The sequence below is a fragment of the Pseudomonas sp. A6 genome (assembly GCF_052367875.1).
Taxonomy (GTDB): Bacteria; Pseudomonadota; Gammaproteobacteria; order Pseudomonadales; family Pseudomonadaceae; genus Pseudomonas; species Pseudomonas citronellolis.
On the sequence record NZ_CP198970.1, the window covers coordinates 3,638,520 to 3,655,275 of the forward strand.

Here is a 16,756-nt window from a genome sequence, read left to right on the forward strand (position 1 = left end):
ACTTCTGAGTCAGCCGGCAATCACGGATTATCCGGCGAATGCCACTCTTCACGTTGGTACGAACAAGCTCCCTCTCCCTTCAGGGAGAGGGCTGGGGAGAGGGTGCGGAGGTAACCTCATGCACCATGCGTGACAGGGAAACATCCCCTGCGACCAGTCACGGCCGCCCGGCCACACTCGCCGAATCATCCTTCCAGTAACCCTGCAACTTCAGCTCTTCCAACCCGCGCTCCACGAACTTCGGCTCCAGCAGCTCCTCCACCTTCACCTCGTTGCGGATCAGCCGGGCCTTGAGGCTGTAGGCGATGGCGTCGGCGTAATGCTGGCGCAGGGACTGGTCGTACAGCGGGCTGAAGTGCTGCGCCCAGGGCTCGCCCTCGGCCTCGCGCTGCAGCACGCTCAGTGGCTGGCCGGATTGCGCCTGGTAGCCCTGGTAGGTGTCCTTGTTGGCTTCCTGGGCGGTCCAGTGGGCGGCCTGCAGGTAGGCGTTCACCACCAGCTGCGTCAGCTCCGGTTGCTGGGCGACGAAGTCGCGGGCGCCCCAGAGTTCGGCGCGCATCTTCCAGTCGGCCGGCGCCTGCTTGCTGGACCAGATGATGCGGCCCACCTGTTTGTCTTCCAGCAGGTAGGCGTCGCTGAGGGTGAAGAAGGCATCGACGCGGCCGGCGCTGAGGGCGGCGGCGCCGGCCTGGGGGTTGAGGTTGAAGATGCGGAAGTCGTCGAAGCCCAGGTGGTTGGCTTCCAGCAGCTTGGCGAAGGACAGTTCCCAGGGGCGGCCGCGGTGCAGCGCGATGCGCTTGCCCTTGAGGTCGGCGATGGATTTCGCCGGCGAGCCCGGCGGCACCACCAGGTAGACGTTGTTGCCGCTGCCGCCGGGGACGATCAGCCGGGTGGCGACGCCGGAGGCGTTGGCGATGATCGAGGGCAGGTCGCCGTAGAAGGCGAAGTCGATGCGCTGGTTGGCGAATTCCTCGTTGACGAAGGTGCCCACCGAGGCGGTGGCCGCCGGTACCCACTCCAGCTTGACGCCGCGCCTGGCCAGTTCCTGCTCGAGCCACTTGTCGCGGTCCATGACGTAGGCCGGGCCGTTGAAGGTGACCTTGCCGGCGTTGGCATAGGCGACGGTGGCGATACGGATGCTCTGCGGCGCCTCGGCGGCCGGAGCCTGGCTGGCCAGGAGGGCGGCCGGGACCAGCAGCAGGCGCCGCAGCAGCCGGGATAGGGAAGGGACGTGCATGGTGCTCTCCTCGAAGGGGCCCGCGGCCGGCGCCGCGGGCGGGCAGGTCAGAAGTCGGTGGTGACGGAGACGCCGAAGGTGCGCGGGTCGCCGAACATCACCCCGGCGCTCTGGAAGCCGCCCGGCAGGGTGTGGTTGCGGTATTCCTTGTCGGTCAGGTTGTTGACGTAGGCGGTGACCCGCGTGGTCTCGCCGGGCAGCTCGTAGGTGACCCGCGCATTGCCGAGGGTGTAGCCGCCGCTGCGCATGTTCTGGCTCTGGTCGTTGGAGAAGAAGTACTGGCGGCTGCGGGTGTTCCAGTCGGTGCCGAGGATCAGTGCGCCGCCGACGTTCAGCGGGATGCGGTAGTCGGCGCCGATCACCGCCGAGACGTTGGGCGCGCGGACGAACTTGTTGCCCGAGTAGTCGCTGCTGCCGGAGGTGTAGTCGGTGAACTCGGTGTGCAGCAGGCCGAGGGCGAAGTTCAGGTGCAGGTTCTGCAGCGGGATGGCCTCCAGCTCGAACTCGGCGCCGTAGGCCTCGCCCTGGGCGCCGTTGGCCAGGCGCGAGACGGTCTGGTTGTTCACCGCGCTGACGATGTTCAGCTGGATGTCCTCGTAGTCGTAGTAGAAGAGCGCGGCGTTGGCGTTGAGGCGACCGTCCAGCCATTCCGACTTCAGGCCCAGCTCGTAGGCGGTCAGGTATTCCGGGTCCACCGTGGCCACCGTGGCCTGGCTGGTGGCGCCGGTGTTGTAGCCGCCGGAGCGGAAGCCGTAGGCATAGCGGAAGTACACCCGGGCGTTGTCGGAGAGGCGGTATTCGGGCGTCAGGTCGTAGGTCCAGTCGCTCCAGGTGTTGCGCTCGTCCTGCACGGCGTTGACCACCAGCGGCGTGGTCACGCTGCCCGGCTTCCACCAGTCGCCGCCGGCGAAGCTGGCCTGGCCCTGGTTCTGCAGGCGGTGCAGGTCGATGTCCTTGGTCTCGCGGGTCCAGCGCAGGCCGGCGGTGACGCTGAAGTCGTCGGTGAAGCGGAAGGTGCTGCTGCCGAACAGCGCGTAGCTCTCGGTGCCCTGGCTGTAGATGAGGTTGTTGTAGTAGCGCTGGACGTACGGGTTATCCAGCGCCGCGCTGGCGTTGCGCGAGTCCAGGTCCTCGTTGAAGTAATGGAAGCCCAGCACCCAGTTCAGGCGGTCCTCGCGCGGCGAGGCCAGGCGGAACTCCTGCGACCATTGCTGGCTGTCGGCGTAGGCGTAGCTGCGCTGCAGCTCCAGCGGGGTGTTGTCGGAGTCGCTGAAGCCGTCGCGGCTGAAGTGTTCGAAGGCGCTGATGGAGGTCAGCGTCAGGTCGCCCAGCTGCCAGTTCAGGTTGAGGTTGCTGCCCACCTGGTCGATCTGCACCAGGTACTTGGCGTTGTAGTTGACCTTGCCCTGCTCGGGGTCGATGCGGTAGCCGAACTGGTTGCTGCCGTCCGAGCGCAGGCCGTAGTTCACCGTGCTGTAGCCGGCGGTGTCGTGGTAGCTGCGGGCGTGCAGGTTGAGGTTGGCCTCCAGTTCGTCGTTGATCCGCGCCAGGAACTGCAGGCGCGCGGCGTCGTCCTCCAGGCCGCCGCGGTCGTGGTTGTCGGCGATGTTCTCGCTGTAGCCCTCGCGAGCCTGGTGGCGGAAGGACAGGCGCGCGGCCAGGCGGTCGTCCACCAGGGCGTCGCTGACCGCGCCTTCCACCACGCGGTCGTCGTAGTTGCCGGCGGCCACCTTGAAGTAGCCGGACTTGTCGAAGGTGGGCTTGCGCGAGATGAAGTTGATCGCCCCGGCGGTGGTGTTCTTGCCCCACAGGGTGCCCTGCGGGCCGCGCAGCACCTCGACGCGCTCCTGGTCGAACAGCGGGAAGCCGGTGGCGCTGATGTTGGCGATGTACACGTCGTCGACGTAGATGCCCACCGGGCTCACGGTATTGGCGCCCTGGTCGCCGGTGCCCAGGCCGCGGATCCACCAGCGCGGCCGGCCATGGCCCTCGGTGGTGCCGGCGGAGGCGTTGGGGATGTAGCGGGTGACCTCGTTGGCCGATTGCAGCGAGTCGTCGCGGACCTTGTCGCCGCTGAGCACGGAGATCGAGGACGGGACTTCCTGGGCGGTTTCCTCGCGCTTCTGCGCGGTGACCACCACCTTGGCCAGGGTGGAGCCGCCTTCGTCGGAAGCCTGTTCGGCATTGCCGGAGGCGGCGGTTTCATCGGCCAGCGCCGTCAGTGCTGGCAGGCCCCCCAGGACCAGGGCGACGGCGGTGGAAAGTGCGGTGCGTTTGAACATGTTGCTCCCCAATGGCATTCAGTGCGGACGTCGTGCAGCGGCGTCGCGCTGCGTTGTCGTAGTGACGGTGCGTGCGTCCGTTGGCTGGCGCGCATGGCATCCGCTGCGTCCCGAACGACGGGACGCGAACTGGGGTAGGGCAACAACCGTACCGGTTTGCTGGTTTTCTATTTAAGCAATTGATTTTGAATGACTTATTTGAAGAGGACGGCGCCGCCGAGGCGCCCTGGCGAGTCTGCGCTGGCAGCAGGCGTTGCTGCTGCTGTGCTGCTGGAGCAGCAAATCGCAAAGTGGAATATTGAAATGACTATTTATGATTTTTTGGTAATAAGAATTTTCAGGCACTATCCGGCCACTGCCTGCCAAAGGACCTGCCGCCATGTCGCTGCTCACCCATCCCCACGCCCGTGAACTGAGCAAATCGGTGCGGGCCACCGTGCTGGTCTTCGAGGACCCGCGTTCGCGCGAGTTGCTCAGCCGCATCGAGCGCCTGGCCCCCAGCGAGGCCAATGCCCTGATCATCGGCGAGACCGGCACCGGCAAGGAGCTGGTGGCCAGGCACATCCACCAGCTCAGCCGGCGCGGCAAGGCGCCCTTCGTCGCGGTGAACTGCGGCGCCTTCCCGGAAACCCTGGTGGAAAGCGAACTGTTCGGCCATGAGAAGGGCGCCTTCACCGGCGCGACCAGCAGCAAGGCCGGCTGGTTCGAGGCGGCCAACGGCGGCACCCTGTTCCTCGACGAGATCGGCGACCTGCCGCTGAACATGCAGGTCAAGCTGCTGCGCGTACTGCAGGAGCGCGAAGTGGTGCGCCTGGGCTCGCGCAACCCCATCCCCATCGACGTGCGCCTGGTGGCGGCGACCAACGTCAACCTGGCCGATGCCGTGGTGGCCGGGCATTTCCGCGAGGACCTGTTCTACCGCCTGCACGTCGCCACCATTCGCCTGCCGCCATTGCGCGAGCGCCCCGGAGACATCCTGCCGCTGGCCGAATTCTTCCTCGAGGAGCACTGCCAGCGCCTGGGCTACCAGCGCGCCGGCCTGAGCCCGGAAGCCGAACGCAAGCTGCTGGGCCACAACTGGCCGGGCAACATCCGCGAACTGGAAAACGCCATCCACCATGCCTTGCTGGTATGCCGCAACCAGCAGGTGCAGCCGGGCGACCTCTACCTGGCCGACCTGCGCACCACGCCGGCCCGCGCCGAGCTGCCGGCGCCGGCCGCCATGCCTGGGGAGGCGAGCCTGGATGCGGCGTTGCTGGCGCTCTACGAACGCAACCTGCCAGAGCTGTACGAGCACATCGAGGAAACCGTGTTCCGCACCGCCTACCACTACTGCCACGGCAACCAGTTGCAGACCGCCCGCCTGCTGGGCATCAGCCGCAACATCGTGCGGGCGCGGCTGGAGAAGATCGGCGAGATCGAGCCCTCCAGCCGGACGCTGGCGGCGCAGCGGGGCTAGTCGCCGCGCCGCAGCTGGAAGCGGCACACCTGGCCGCCGCGCAGCATGCACTCGCGGTGCTCGACGGCGGCGCCGCCGAGGCGGCCGAGCAGGGCCAGGTCGAGTTCGCAGACTTCCGGGTGGCGGCTGGCCAGGTGGTGGAACACGCAGTTGTGCGCGACTATCTCCGGCTCGCCGCCGCTGCGGGCGATCAGCTGCGCCTCGTAGCCGGCGGCGTTCATGTGCTCGACGATGCGCGCCTTGTCCACTGGGGCCGGTTCCAACTCGGCGGCCATGCGTTCGCCCAGCTTGCGCATCAGCGTTACCAGGGCGTCGTGGCCGATGAGTTGCGCCACTTCGCCGATCAGCAGGTCGGCCAGCAGCTGGTACTGCCGCGGGAACAGCTCGCGGCCGCGCGGGCTCAGCTGGTAGAGCTGCTCCGGACGGCGCCCGGTGGGGCGCAGCGGGCCGCGCAGGACCAGGGCGTCGCGCTCCAGCGCCGCCAGGTGCTGGCGCACGGCGGTGCGCGTCACCGCCAGTTGCCCGGCCAGCTCGTCGATGCTCATGCCCTGCGCGCGGTAGAGCAGGGCGCTGAGCAGGTCCTGCTGGGTGCGGCCCAATCCCTGAAGCATGCGCCTACCTCGCTGCGAACTTGTCGGGGAACTGCTTGACCAGGGCGCTGGCCAGGGCGTCGGAGAGCATCAGGATATGCCCGCGCATGGCTGCCCAGGTCCTGGCTTCGGCAGCGTAGTCGTGGGCGGCCAGCTGGTCGATCTGGGCGATGTGCTGGGCGCCGTGGGTGCCGAGCATGGCCAGCAGGCCGTTCTCCGGCAGGTTGGGGTTGGCCCCGGCGAGGAAGTGGGCGATGGCCCCGGCGTTGCTCTGCAGGTCCTTGACCGCGGCCTTGCGGCCGTTGGCGTCCTTGGCCACGCTGGCGTCGCTGTAGTGCTTCACCGCGCCCCAGTGCCCGGCCAGCAGCTTCAGCAACTGGTCAGCGGCCGGCTGGCCGTACAGCGGGGCGATGCTGTTGGCGATGGCCGTGGCGTTGGCCACCACCTGTTCGCCGGCCACCGTGGCCTGGCGGCTGTCGCCGGCCTGGTTGGCCTGCGCGTAGTCGCGGATCCAGAAGATGTGTTCCAGCCACAGGTCGCGCAATGCCAGGCGCGTATCCAGCGCCGAGGCCGCGCTGGGCGCGTCGGCGGCGCTGGCCTGGGTGGGCAGGGCGGCGCTGGCGCAGAGTGCGGCGAGTCCGAGGAAAAGCAGTGTCCTGACGTTCATGGCGGTAGCCTCTTGCAGGTCGATAACACTACAAGGGCAATTTCAGCATATTTAAATGCCGTTATTGTTTTTGCCGACCGGAGGTCGTCCGGCGCGTTCCGCGTACCTGCGCCGGTCGAACAGCCACACCGCCAGCAGCGCGGCCAGGGCGAAGCCCGCGCCGACCAGGGCCAGGCCGTGCCAGCCGGCATGCCCGGCGGCCACCGCGCCCAGGGCCGAGCCGGCCGCGCCGCCGGCGAAATAGCTGACCATGAAGGCGGTGTTCAGGCGGCTGACCGCGTCCGGCGCCAGGGCCAGCACGCGGGCCTGGTTGGCCAACTGGTTGGCGCGGTTGCCGATGTCCAGCAGCGTGGCGGCGAGCAGCAGCGGCAGCCACAGGCCCAGGGGACCGGCCAGGTAGAGGCCGGCGAAGGTCGCCAGCAGCGCGCCGGCACCCAGGTAGCTCAGGCGCATGCCGTGTTCCTGGGTGAGACGGCCCAGGTAGGAAGCGGCGAGGATGCCGGCGATGGCCGACAGCCCGAACAGCCCGGCCTGGGCGCTGGAGTAGCCGTAGGGCGGCTGCGCCAGCAGCGCCGCCATGGAGCCCCAGAACACGTTGAGGGCGGCGAAGGTCAGGGCGCCGGCCAGCGACGACCAGCGCAGCGCCGGGTGCTCGCGCAGCAGGCCGAGGATCGAACGCAGCAGGGCCGGGTAGGGCTGGTCGCTGGTGGGCCGGGTGAGCGGCATGCGCAGCAGGATGGCGGCGAACAGCAGGGCATCCAGCAGCGCCGCCAGCAGGAACATGCCGCGCCAACCCAGCCAGTGGCTGACGCCGCCACTGAGCGTCCTGGCCAGCAGGCCGCCGGCCGACAGCCCGCTGACCATCAACCCCAGCGCCCAGCCGCGCTGTTCGCTGGCGGCCAGCGAAGTGGCCGCGGGGATGATCACCTGCGCGCTCACCGCCGACAGGCCGACCAGCGCGCTGGCCGCCAGCAGCAGGGCGAAGCTCGGCGCCAGGGCCGCGGCCAGCAGGCTCAGGGCGTTGCCCACCAGCAGCGCGAGGATCAGCCGGCGGCGCACCAGGCGGTCGCCCAGGGGCACGAACAGCAGCAGCCCGGCGGCATAGCCGACCTGGGTGAGCATGGCCACCTGGCCGACCTGGGCGGTGCCGAGGGCGAAGCTGTCGCCGATGAGCGAGAGCATGGCCTGGTTGTAGTAGATGGTGGCGACCGAGAAGGCGCAGCAGAGGGCCAGGGTGAAGGCGGTGGCGCGGGAGAGTCCGGGCGGGGTTGCCTGCATCGGGGGCTCCAGGGTGGCCCGAAGAGTGGCTAGCCGGGCGCCAGGCTCAGGGGCTTGGCCGGCCGCTGCTGTTCCGACAGCGCCATGTCCAGCGCCTGGCGCAGCTCCAGGGCCAGTTTCGCCACGGCGCGCAGGCTGTCCCAGTCGTGGCGGGGGATCTGCGGGATGGTCAGTTCCACGTCGCAGCTGTTGGGCGCGAGCAGTTGCACGGTCATCGAACCGTCCGCTTCGAGGGTGCACTGGCAGCGGTAGGGCGTGAAGCTGTCTTCGAGAATGCGTTTGGCCTGCAAATAGGTTTGCATCGGGTGGCTCCCGAGTTATCGACTTGATTGAAGCGGGTCCGCAGGGTATGGCGAAGCTGGGATCGGTCGTCCGATCACGCCGAAAAGCCGACGTCAGGAAATGAACAGTAGCTTGCTAGCGAGTTGCCGTTATAACGATTTCTTATCTGCAACCAGCGAACGCTCCTTTCGGCAACCGCCTCGCCGCCCGGCAGCGCCATGGCGGCAGGGGCAGGGCGGCTATAGTGACGGGGCCGCCAGTTGATGGAGACGTCGATGGCCAATGATCAGTCGAGCCTGGAGGAGTACGCCCGCCGCCGCGATTTCGGCGGCACGCCGGAGCCTCGCGGGCAAGCCCCGTCCCGCAGGGGCCGGGCGCTGGACTTCGTCATCCAGAAGCATGCCGCCAGTCACCTGCACTACGACTTCCGCCTGGAGCTGGATGGGGTGCTGAAGAGTTGGGCGGTGCCCAAGGGGCCGTGCCTGGACCCGTCGGTGAAGCGCCTGGCCATCGAGGTGGAGGACCACCCGCTGGAGTACGCCGGCTTCGAGGGGCACATCCCCGAGGGGCACTACGGCGCCGGCGACGTCATCGTCTGGGACCGCGGCCGCTGGGTGCCGCTGGGCGACCCGCGCCAGGGCCTGGAGAGCGGCCACCTGAAGTTCCGCCTGGAGGGGAGCAAGCTGCACGGCGGCTGGAGCCTGATCCGCACCCGCATGGCCGGGCGCAAGCCGCAGTGGTTCCTGGTCAAGGGCCGCGACGACGAGGCCCGCGATTTTCCCCGCCACGACATCCTCGCCGAGCAGCCGCAAAGCGTGCTCAGTGGGCGAACGCTGCCCGGCGAACAGGGCCGCCCGGGAGGCCCGAGGTGAAGAAGCCGGCGACGGACCCGGAGGAACGCGGCGAGCGGGTCGCCGGTATCGTCATCACCCACCCGGAGCGGGTGATCGACGCCGCCAGCGGCCTGCGCAAGCTGGACCTTGCGCGTTACTACGAGCGGGCCGCCGAACGCATCCTGCCCTGGCTCGACGACCGCCCGGTGTCGCTGCTGCGCGCCCCGGACGGCGTCGGTGGCGAGGTGTTCTTCCAGCGCCATGCCCCGCACACCGAGATGGCCGGCGTGGAGCAGCTCGACCCCGGGCTGGACCCCGGCCACGCGCCGCTGCTGCGCATCGCCAGCGCCCGGGCCCTGGCCGGCGCCGCGCAGATGGGGGTGGTGGAGCTGCACACCTGGAATGCGCGGGTGGACGACCTGGAGCACCCCGACCGCTTCGTCCTCGATCTGGACCCCGACCCCAGCCTGCCCTGGGCGCGGATGATCGAGGCCACCCGGCGAATCCTCGCGCTGCTGGAGGAACTGGAGCTGGCCAGCTTCCTCAAGACCAGCGGCGGCAAGGGCATGCACATCCTGGTGCCGCTGGAGCGCCGCCATGGCTGGGAGGAGGTCAGGGATTTCACCCACGCCATCACCCGGCACATGGCGCAACGGATGCCGGAGCGCTTCAGCGCCGTATCCGGGCCGAAGAACCGCGTCGGCAGGATCTTCGTCGACTACCTGCGCAACAGCCGCGGCGCCAGCACTGTGTGCGCCTGGTCGGTGCGCGCCCGCGAGGGCCTGCCGGTGTCGGTGCCGGTGGCGCCGGAGGAATTGGAGAGGTTGCAGGGGGCCAATGCCTGGACCCTGCAGAATATCGACGAGCGCCTGGCCTTGCGTGGCGGGGACGATCCCTGGGCTACCTGGGGCGATGTCCGCCAGCGCCTGACGCAGCGGATGTGGCGGCAGTTGGGGGAGGAGTGATCCAGTCCTATGCCGTTTTCGTCGAGTATTGGTGCATCGGCCAGCGGCGTATAACCGCGAACGGTTATACGCCCTACGTTCCGGGGTGGTCCGTATTGCCCTGTAGGAGCGCGCATGGCTTCTCGTAGGAGCGAGCTTGCTCGCGAATGAGCCCCGCAGCGGAGTCTGTTCGCGAGCAAGCTCGCTCCTACGAAGAGCCCCCGGCGCGGCCTGCAAGACAGTTGTTCCTGCATTGTTTTCTCGGTTCCATCGCGAACAGCGCTTGCGCTGGCCCGAAGGGGAATAACCCAATAGACAGTTGCTTATAAGCGCATCCGGATATCGCAGCGGCAGGTATGTTCCAGGACTCCAGATAAAGCGCGGTGAGCCGCGGGCGAATATACGATATCGCTGTATCGAATTACCGGGCCCGGAATGATCGTTGAAAACGAGGTGAACTCCGTGGAGGCCTGCCTTATGGTTCGAAAGACCTTTGCGGATGTATGGCTTCAGGACTTCGGGCGTTTGGATTCGCAGAAATTGTCCGGTATATTCATCGGTTGGAAAAACTTTTGCTGAAGGAGTTTCCCATGTCCAAGCTGGCAGAGTTTCGCGCTGTCGAGAAAGCGCTCGCAGAACAGATGGCCCACCTGGAGTCGCTGAAGAACGATGTCAATCTGCAGAAGGAAATCGAGTTCGAGCAGAAACTGAATGAACTCATGCAGACATACGGCAAGTCCCTGGGCGACGTGACCGCCATCCTCGACCCCCGGGCCCATGGCGAAGCGCCTGCGCGCGCGGGGCGGGGCGTGCGCGCCAAGCGGCGCGCGCGGGCGGTCAAGGTCTACCGCAACCCGCACAGTGGCGAGGTCGTTGAAACCAAGGGCGGCAACCATAAAGTTCTGAAGGCCTGGAAGGCGGAATATGGCAGCGATGTCGTGGACTCCTGGCTGCAGAAGAAGTAACCACTTTACGCAGAGTTAGCCAAAGCGCCGCGCTCGATCACCGATTCAGTGCCCGCCACTGAGTTTCCGCGCGTTCTTATTCCAGAATTTCGGCGGTATTTCTCCGCTGCGCCATTAGTGTGCACGCAGGGAGCTGCCGTCCGTCCGTATGGCTCAAGTATTTCAATTGGCTGACGATTCATTGCGGTAGAAATTTTTTGCCAGGGGTTGTGTCTTGCAGATTAGTCAGGAAAGTCTGGTTCGCCATCTTCGTCATCAGTTCAATGCACTTCTGGGCGTATCACTGTTCTCCTGGGCGACGATGGCCGGGCTATTGATATTCATCTGGCTACATGGCCAGGCCCTGGGTGTGAAGTCATTCGCCTGTTTCGTTCTGGGAGCCTGCCTGAGTTCGGTGCAACTGTTCTTTCTGGTACTGGTCGCGGTGCGCATGCACCGCACCATGAAAACCCGTTCGAAACTCTTGTCGAGCCTTGAATACGAGTCCGGCCACGATGTGCTGACCGGCGTGCTCAACCGCCGTGGTTTCGACCTGTCGCTGCGCCAGGCGATGTCGGCGGCGGGGCACCAGAAGAAGTCGCTGACCCTGCTCTACCTCGACCTGGATGGCTTCAAGCAGGTCAACGACCTGCATAGCCACGCCGTGGGCGACCGCCTGCTGCAGGTGGTGGCGAACAAGTGGAGCAGGACCATACGCGGCGGCGACCTGCTGGCGCGGCTGGGCGGGGATGAGTTCGCGCTGATCACCGGCGCCACCGGCGCGGAGGTCGAAGCGCTCTGCGAACGCTTGCTGGGGGTTGCGAAAGCCAGCCTGCTGGAAGAGTTCCCGGCCCTGCAGATCGGCGTCAGCATCGGTGTCGCCGAGTTTCCCCGCGACGGCCGGCAGGCCGACGAACTGGTCCTGGCCGCGGATTCGGCCATGCTGGTCGCCAAGGCCCTGGGCAAGTCCTGCTTCCAGTGGGCGCTGCCGTCCTCGGAGCGGGGCAGGGGCGTGGCGTCCCCGGTTGCCTAGATCGGCTGGCCGAAACCGGCAGGGGTCGCCTGCCGGTTCGCATTCCATCCCATGCCGCCACCCGTTGCTCAGTGGTGGTAGCCCTCGCCGACCTTGACCTTGCCGCGGAACACGTAATAGCTCCAGGACGTGTACATCAGGATGAAGGGCAGGATGAACAGCGCGCCGATCAGGGCGAACAGCTGGCTCTGCACCGGTGAGGCCGCCTGCCAGATGGAGACCGCCGGCGGGATGATGTTCGGCCAGACGCTGATGCCCAGCCCGCTGTAGCCCAGGAAGATGACCAGCAGCGTGAGCATGAAGGGCGTCACCGTGGCCCGGTGGGCGAGGGTGATCAGGGTGGCGAAGAAGCTGAACAGCAGCAGCGCCGGGACCGGCAGGAAGTAGACCAGGTTCGGCAGGCTGAACCAGCGCTGGGCGATCTGCGGGTGCGACAGGGGCGTCCAGATGCTGATGATCGCGATGGCGAACAGCAGTATCCAGATGAAGTAGGACGAATAGCGGTACATCTCCGCCTGCAGCTGTCCTTCGGTCTTCATGATCAGCCAGGTGCTGCCCAGCTGCGCGTAGGCCACCAGCAGGGCGAAGCCGCAGAAGATCGGGAAGGGGCTCAACCAGTCGAGGCTGCCGCCGGCGTAGGCGTTGTTGGCCACCGGGATGCCGTCAATGAAGGCGCCCAGCGCCACGCCCTGGGCGAAGGTCGCCACGATGGAGCCGCCGATGAAGGCCTTGTCCCACCAATGGCGGTTCCTGTCGCTGGCCTTGAAGCGGAACTCGAAGGCCACGCCGCGGAAGATCAGCCCCAGCAGCATGAGCACCAGGGGCAGGTAGAGCGCGCTGAGCAATACCGAATAGGCCAGGGGAAAGGCGCCGAACAATCCCGCGCCGCCCAATACCAGCCATGTTTCGTTACCGTCCCATACGGGGGCGACGGTATTCATCATGACGTCGCGTTCTTCCTTGTTCTTTATTGCAAGGAAAAGAATGCCGATGCCCAGGTCGAAGCCATCCATGATGACGTACATCATGATGCCGAAGATGATGATCAATGCCCAGATGAGTGTGAGATCGACGCCCATGTTATTCGCTCCTCAAGTTTGCAGTGCTTGCGCTTAACGGTCGTCGGATGCCGACAATGGACGTGCGGGCGTACGCATCTGGCCTGCACCGCCTTCGATGGGATGTTCCGCATCGTGGGGTTGCGGCCCCTTATGTACGAGTTTCAGCATATAGGCGATGCCGGTGCCGAAGAGTGCGAAGTAGACAAGAACGAAAAGTACCAGGCTGATGGTCATTTGCGCGGTGGTTTGCGCCGAGGCGGCATCGACGGTACGCATGTATCCGTAGACCACCCAGGGCTGCCGGCCCATTTCGGTAGTTACCCAGCCGGCCAGCAGGGCAATGAGTCCCGAAGGGCCCATGCAGAGCACGAACTTGAGGAAAAAGCGGGAATCGTAGAGTTTTCCGCGCCATCTCAGATATAGACTCCAGAGGCCGGTAAGTATCATCAGGAGTCCCATGGCTACCATTATCCGGAACGTCCAGAAGATAACCGTGGAGTTTGGCCTGTCTTCCGGCGGGAATGATTTGAGTGCGGGAATCTGGCGATCCAGACTGTGGGTGAGAATAAGACTTCCCAGCAGGGGAACTTCTATGGCGAAGTGGGTTTTTTCCGCCTTCATGTCGGGCCAGCCGGCCAATATCAGCGGTGAAGGTTCGCCCGGAACATTCTCCCAGTGCCCTTCGATGGCCGCGATCTTCGCCGGCTGGTGTTCCAGCGTGTTGAGCCCATGGGCATCGCCGACCACGGCCTGGATGGGCGCGACCAGCAGCGCCATCCAGGCCGCCATGGAGAGCATGGTGCGCGCGGCCTCGTCGTTGCTCCGGCGCAGCAGGTGCCAGGCCCCGGAGGCCCCGACGAAGAAGGCGGTGGCGAGGAACGCGGCGATGGCCATGTGCGCGAGCCGGAAGGGGAACGACGGGTTGAAGATGACTGCCAGCCAGTCGACCGGCACCGCCCGGCCATCGACGATTTCGAAGCCTTGCGGCGTATGCATCCAACTGTTGGAAGACAATATCCAGAAGGTGGAAATCAATGTGCCCAGCGCGACCATGGCGGTGGCGAAGAAGTGCAGGCCCCGGCCTACGCGCTCCCAGCCGAACAACATCACGCCGAGAAAGCCCGCCTCGAGAAAGAACGCGGTCAGAACTTCATAAGTCAACAAGGGTCCGGTAATACCGCCGGCAAAGTATGAAAAGCGGCTCCAGTTGGTGCCGAACTGATAGGCCATTACCAATCCGGAAACGACACCCATGCCGAAGTTGATGGCGAAAATCTTCACCCAAAAGCTGTAAAGATCCCGGTAGACATCTCTTCCGGTTCTAAGCCAAAGACCTTCGAGTACCGTCAGGAAACTGGCGAGACCAATGGTGATGGCCGGAAAGACTATATGGACGCCAACGGTGAAGGCAAACTGCAGACGAGCCAGATCAATTGCGGTCGAGCTGTATGTGTCCATGCTTTCTCTGCCTTGTGGAGTGGAGGGAAAGTTCGCCGGAGAGTGTCGGGCACAAAGCAAGCTAACTAAGTGACCGCTTGCGCCTGTGCAACTCTCGTTCTTTGCCTTGACATCTCGGAAGTGCGCCGCTTAGATTCTAGAACACGATCGAGCGGCATGAGCAAGCTATTTTTTCTCGCAACTTCCTGTTGATCTCATCCAGCAAGTCATGTAACAGGCGCCAGTTTTTCGTTGGCTGGCGACGATGGTTTCTTCTTGAAAGAAAGAAGTTTTGTTTTTTCGGGAGGGTAGAGCGCAAGGCAATATCGCTATAGCGGAGAAAGATAATCGCTATAGCGTCTGAACATATAAAACTGTCGAGCCACGCCCAACTATCGGCCTGCTCGTATATATGGAGCGATCATGACTATTCGACGCAAGGTACCTGGTGTTCGTAAATACGATGGTCCCGCTGGTGGTTGGGGCGCTCTCAAGGCGACGGCCACGGCCGTCCGGGAACAGATGGATACCCTCAAGGCGCCCATCACCCTGATGCGCACCAACCAGCCCGACGGCTTCGACTGCCCCGGGTGCGCCTGGCCGGACAAGGAGCACAGGTCCACCTTCCAGTTCTGCGAGAACGGCGCCAAGGCGGTGACCTGGGAGGCCACCAGCAAGCGCGTCACCCCCGAGTTCTTCGCCAGCCACCCGGTGGCTTCCCTGCTGCACCGCAGCGACTACGAGCTGGAAGACCTCGGGCGCATCACCCACCCGCTGGTGTACGACCGCGCCTCGGACACCTACCAGCCCATCGAGTGGGAAACCGCCTTCGCCCGCATCGGCGAGATTCTCCGTGGCCTGAAGCCCGACGAGGTGGAGTTCTACACCTCCGGGCGGGCCTCCAACGAGGCGGCCTACCTGTACCAGCTGTTCGCCCGGGAATACGGCACGAACAACTTCCCGGACTGCTCGAACATGTGCCACGAGCCCACCAGCGTCGGCCTGCCGCGTTCGATCGGCATCGGCAAGGGCACGGTATCGCTGGATGACTTCGAGGCCTGCGAGCTGATCATCTCCATCGGCCACAACCCCGGCACCAACCACCCGCGGATGATGGGCACGCTGCACGAGGCGTCGCGGCGCAAGGTGCCGATCATGGTGTTCAACCCGCTGCGCGAGCGCGCGCTGGAGCGTTTCGCCGACCCGCAGGACATGATCGAGATGGCCACCTACGGCTCCACCCGCATCGCGTCCTCCTACTTCATGGTCAAGGCAGGCGGCGACGCGGCGGCGATCAAGGGCATCATGAAGGCGCTGCTGGAGATCGAGGACAGCCTGGGCGGCGCGCTCGACTACGAGTTCATCAAGCAGCACACCGTCGGCTTCGATGCGCTGGTCGCCGACCTGCACGCCACCCAGTGGCCGGACATCGAAGCCGCCAGCGGCCTGAAGAAATCCGACCTGGAAATGGTCGCGGCGGCCTACGCGAAGTCCAACGCCACCATCGTGACCTACGGGATGGGCATCACCCAGCACAACGAGGGCACCGCCAACGTCCGGCTCATCTGCGACCTGCTGATGCTGCGCGGCAACTTCGGCAAGCCCGGGGCCGGCATCTGCCCGCTGCGCGGCCACTCCAACGTCCAGGGCAACCGCACGGTGGGCATCACCGAGAAGCCGTCGAGCGCCTTCCTCGGCAAGATCGAACAGGTGCTGGGCTTCAAGCCGCCGGCGCAGCATGGCCACGATGCCGTGCAGGCGATGCAGGCGATGATCGACGGCACGGCCAAGGCGCTGATCTGCCTGGGCGGCAACTTCGCCGTGGCGCTGCCCGACCCCGGCCAGTGCTTCCCGGCCATGGGCAAGCTGGAGCTGAGCGTGCACATCGGCACCAAGCTGAACCGCACGCACCTGCTGGTGGGCAAGCACAGCTTCCTGTTCCCCTGCCTGGGGCGGACCGAGCTGGACGTGCAGGAAACCGGGCCGCAATCGGTGACCGTGGAAGACTCCATGTCGATGGTCCATGCCTCGGCCGGCAAGCTGAAGCCCGCTTCCGACGTCCTGCTCTCCGAGCCGGCCATCGTCGCCGGCATGGCCAACGCCACCCTGCCGGACAGCAAGGTGCCCTGGCTGGAGCTGGTCGCCGACTACGACCGCATCCGCGACCTGATCGAGAAGACGGTGCCCGGCTTCGACGACTTCAATGCCCGCATCCGCGTCCCGGGCGGCTTCCGCATGCCGCTGCCGCCGACCGAGCGCAAGTGGGACACGCCCTCGGGCAAGGCCGAGTTCTTCGTCTTCCCCGGCCTGCACGAAGACAAGGTGGTGGAGGGCGAAGACGTCCTACGCCTGGTGACCATCCGCAGCCACGACCAGTACAACACCACCATCTATGCGCTGGACGATCGCTACCGCGGCGTATTCGGGCGGCGCGACGTGCTCTTCATGAACCCGGACGACCTGGCGGCCAGGGGTTTGGAACATGGCGACCTGGTGGATATAGAAACAATTACCGCGGGGCGCAAACTGCGTTACGAGAAGATCACCGCCATTGAATACAAGATCGCCGCGGGTTCGGTCGCCGCGTACTATCCCGAAGCCAATAGACTGGTGCCGCTGGACTACATAGACGTCGACAGCGGAACGCCCTCCTATAAATCCGTGCCGGTTCGGGTGATGCGCTCGGAAGTCAACTGAGCCAAGTTGCCC

12 protein-coding genes and 1 pseudogene are annotated in these 16,756 nt (G+C 65.6%); 5 read left to right on the forward strand and 8 right to left on the reverse strand.

What is annotated here, in order from left to right:
• Window positions 1–157: 157 nt before the first annotated feature.
• Window positions 158–1,237 carry an ABC transporter substrate-binding protein gene (locus ACTWJ5_RS16310; protein WP_074980842.1) on the reverse strand — a complete coding sequence of 360 codons (1,080 nt, stop codon included), beginning with the start codon at window positions 1,235–1,237 and terminating at the stop codon, window positions 158–160.
• 47 nt (window positions 1,238–1,284) lie between these two features.
• The gene (locus tag ACTWJ5_RS16315) at window positions 1,285–3,519 is read right to left on the reverse strand and encodes a TonB-dependent receptor (protein WP_444436072.1); all 2,235 of its coding nucleotides are present in this window, start codon (window positions 3,517–3,519) and stop codon (window positions 1,285–1,287) included.
• 379 nt (window positions 3,520–3,898) lie between these two features.
• Here ACTWJ5_RS16315 and ACTWJ5_RS16320 point away from each other — a divergent pair, with 379 nt between their 5' ends.
• Window positions 3,899–4,978, forward strand: a complete 1,080-nt coding sequence (locus ACTWJ5_RS16320) for a sigma-54 interaction domain-containing protein (protein WP_444436073.1) — start codon at window positions 3,899–3,901, stop codon at window positions 4,976–4,978.
• On the opposite strand, the gene ACTWJ5_RS16325 is transcribed toward ACTWJ5_RS16320, so the two are convergent.
• Genes ACTWJ5_RS16325 through ACTWJ5_RS16340 form a run of 4 tightly spaced genes read right to left on the reverse strand, consistent with a single transcriptional unit; the run spans window position 4,975 to window position 7,815 of the window.
• Window positions 4,975–5,589, reverse strand: coding sequence for a helix-turn-helix transcriptional regulator (locus tag ACTWJ5_RS16325; RefSeq protein WP_444436074.1), 615 nt, complete (start codon window positions 5,587–5,589; stop codon window positions 4,975–4,977). The two genes, ACTWJ5_RS16320 and ACTWJ5_RS16325, sit on opposite strands and share 4 nt — an antisense overlap.
• A gap of 4 nt (window positions 5,590–5,593) precedes the next feature.
• Window positions 5,594–6,235: a hypothetical protein gene (locus ACTWJ5_RS16330; protein ID WP_253391300.1), complete on the reverse strand. Its 642-nt coding sequence runs from the start codon at window positions 6,233–6,235 to the stop codon at window positions 5,594–5,596.
• Between the two features lie 51 nt (window positions 6,236–6,286).
• Complete coding sequence (locus ACTWJ5_RS16335; RefSeq protein WP_253391301.1) at window positions 6,287–7,513, reverse strand: MFS transporter; 1,227 nt, start codon at window positions 7,511–7,513, stop codon at window positions 6,287–6,289.
• 29 nt (window positions 7,514–7,542) lie between these two features.
• Window positions 7,543–7,815, reverse strand: coding sequence for a DUF1652 domain-containing protein (locus ACTWJ5_RS16340; protein WP_009621889.1), 273 nt, complete (start codon window positions 7,813–7,815; stop codon window positions 7,543–7,545).
• Window positions 7,816–8,070: 255 nt separating this feature from the next.
• On the opposite strand from ACTWJ5_RS16340, the pseudogene ligD reads away from it, so the two are divergent.
• The 3 genes and pseudogenes from ligD (at window position 8,071) to ACTWJ5_RS16355 (ending at window position 11,549) form a co-directional block, all read left to right on the forward strand.
• Window positions 8,071–9,593 (forward strand): annotated as a pseudogene (gene ligD, locus ACTWJ5_RS16345) (non-homologous end-joining DNA ligase).
• A 569-nt stretch (window positions 9,594–10,162) separates the two neighbouring features.
• On the forward strand, window positions 10,163–10,537 hold the full coding sequence (locus ACTWJ5_RS16350) for a histone-like nucleoid-structuring protein, MvaT/MvaU family (protein ID WP_116424496.1): 375 nt from the start codon (window positions 10,163–10,165) through the stop codon (window positions 10,535–10,537).
• 394 nt (window positions 10,538–10,931) lie between these two features.
• Window positions 10,932–11,549, forward strand: coding sequence for a GGDEF domain-containing protein (locus ACTWJ5_RS16355; protein WP_074980835.1), 618 nt, complete (start codon window positions 10,932–10,934; stop codon window positions 11,547–11,549).
• A 68-nt stretch (window positions 11,550–11,617) separates the two neighbouring features.
• On the opposite strand, the gene cydB is transcribed toward ACTWJ5_RS16355, so the two are convergent.
• Window positions 11,618–12,628, reverse strand: coding sequence for a cytochrome d ubiquinol oxidase subunit II (cydB, locus tag ACTWJ5_RS16360; protein ID WP_074980834.1), 1,011 nt, complete (start codon window positions 12,626–12,628; stop codon window positions 11,618–11,620).
• A gap of 33 nt (window positions 12,629–12,661) precedes the next feature.
• Window positions 12,662–14,068 (reverse strand): cytochrome ubiquinol oxidase subunit I, encoded by a 1,407-nt coding sequence (locus tag ACTWJ5_RS16365; RefSeq protein WP_064583156.1) that lies wholly within the window; start codon window positions 14,066–14,068, stop codon window positions 12,662–12,664.
• 402 nt (window positions 14,069–14,470) lie between these two features.
• On the opposite strand from ACTWJ5_RS16365, the gene ACTWJ5_RS16370 reads away from it, so the two are divergent.
• Entirely contained in the window at window positions 14,471–16,744 is a 2,274-nt protein-coding gene (locus tag ACTWJ5_RS16370; protein WP_043272853.1) for an FdhF/YdeP family oxidoreductase, read from the forward strand.
• Window positions 16,745–16,756: the final 12 nt, after the last annotated feature.

Bases quoted from the DNA above. Each gene is read 5' to 3' on its own strand.
- ACTWJ5_RS16310 (WP_074980842.1), bottom strand. From the start codon at position 1,237: ATGCACGTCCCTTCCCTATCCCGGCTGCTGCGGCGCCTGCTGCTGGTC.
- ACTWJ5_RS16315 (WP_444436072.1), bottom strand. From the start codon at position 3,519: ATGTTCAAACGCACCGCACTTTCCACCGCCGTCGCCCTGGTCCTGGGG.
- ACTWJ5_RS16320 (WP_444436073.1), top strand. From the start codon at position 3,899: ATGTCGCTGCTCACCCATCCCCACGCCCGTGAACTGAGCAAATCGGTG.
- ACTWJ5_RS16325 (WP_444436074.1), bottom strand. From the start codon at position 5,589: ATGCTTCAGGGATTGGGCCGCACCCAGCAGGACCTGCTCAGCGCCCTG.
- ACTWJ5_RS16330 (WP_253391300.1), bottom strand. From the start codon at position 6,235: ATGAACGTCAGGACACTGCTTTTCCTCGGACTCGCCGCACTCTGCGCC.
- ACTWJ5_RS16335 (WP_253391301.1), bottom strand. From the start codon at position 7,513: ATGCAGGCAACCCCGCCCGGACTCTCCCGCGCCACCGCCTTCACCCTG.
- ACTWJ5_RS16340 (WP_009621889.1), bottom strand. From the start codon at position 7,815: ATGCAAACCTATTTGCAGGCCAAACGCATTCTCGAAGACAGCTTCACG.
- ACTWJ5_RS16350 (WP_116424496.1), top strand. From the start codon at position 10,163: ATGTCCAAGCTGGCAGAGTTTCGCGCTGTCGAGAAAGCGCTCGCAGAA.
- cydB (WP_074980834.1), bottom strand. From the start codon at position 12,628: ATGGGCGTCGATCTCACACTCATCTGGGCATTGATCATCATCTTCGGC.
- ACTWJ5_RS16365 (WP_064583156.1), bottom strand. From the start codon at position 14,068: ATGGACACATACAGCTCGACCGCAATTGATCTGGCTCGTCTGCAGTTT.
- ACTWJ5_RS16370 (WP_043272853.1), top strand. From the start codon at position 14,471: ATGACTATTCGACGCAAGGTACCTGGTGTTCGTAAATACGATGGTCCC.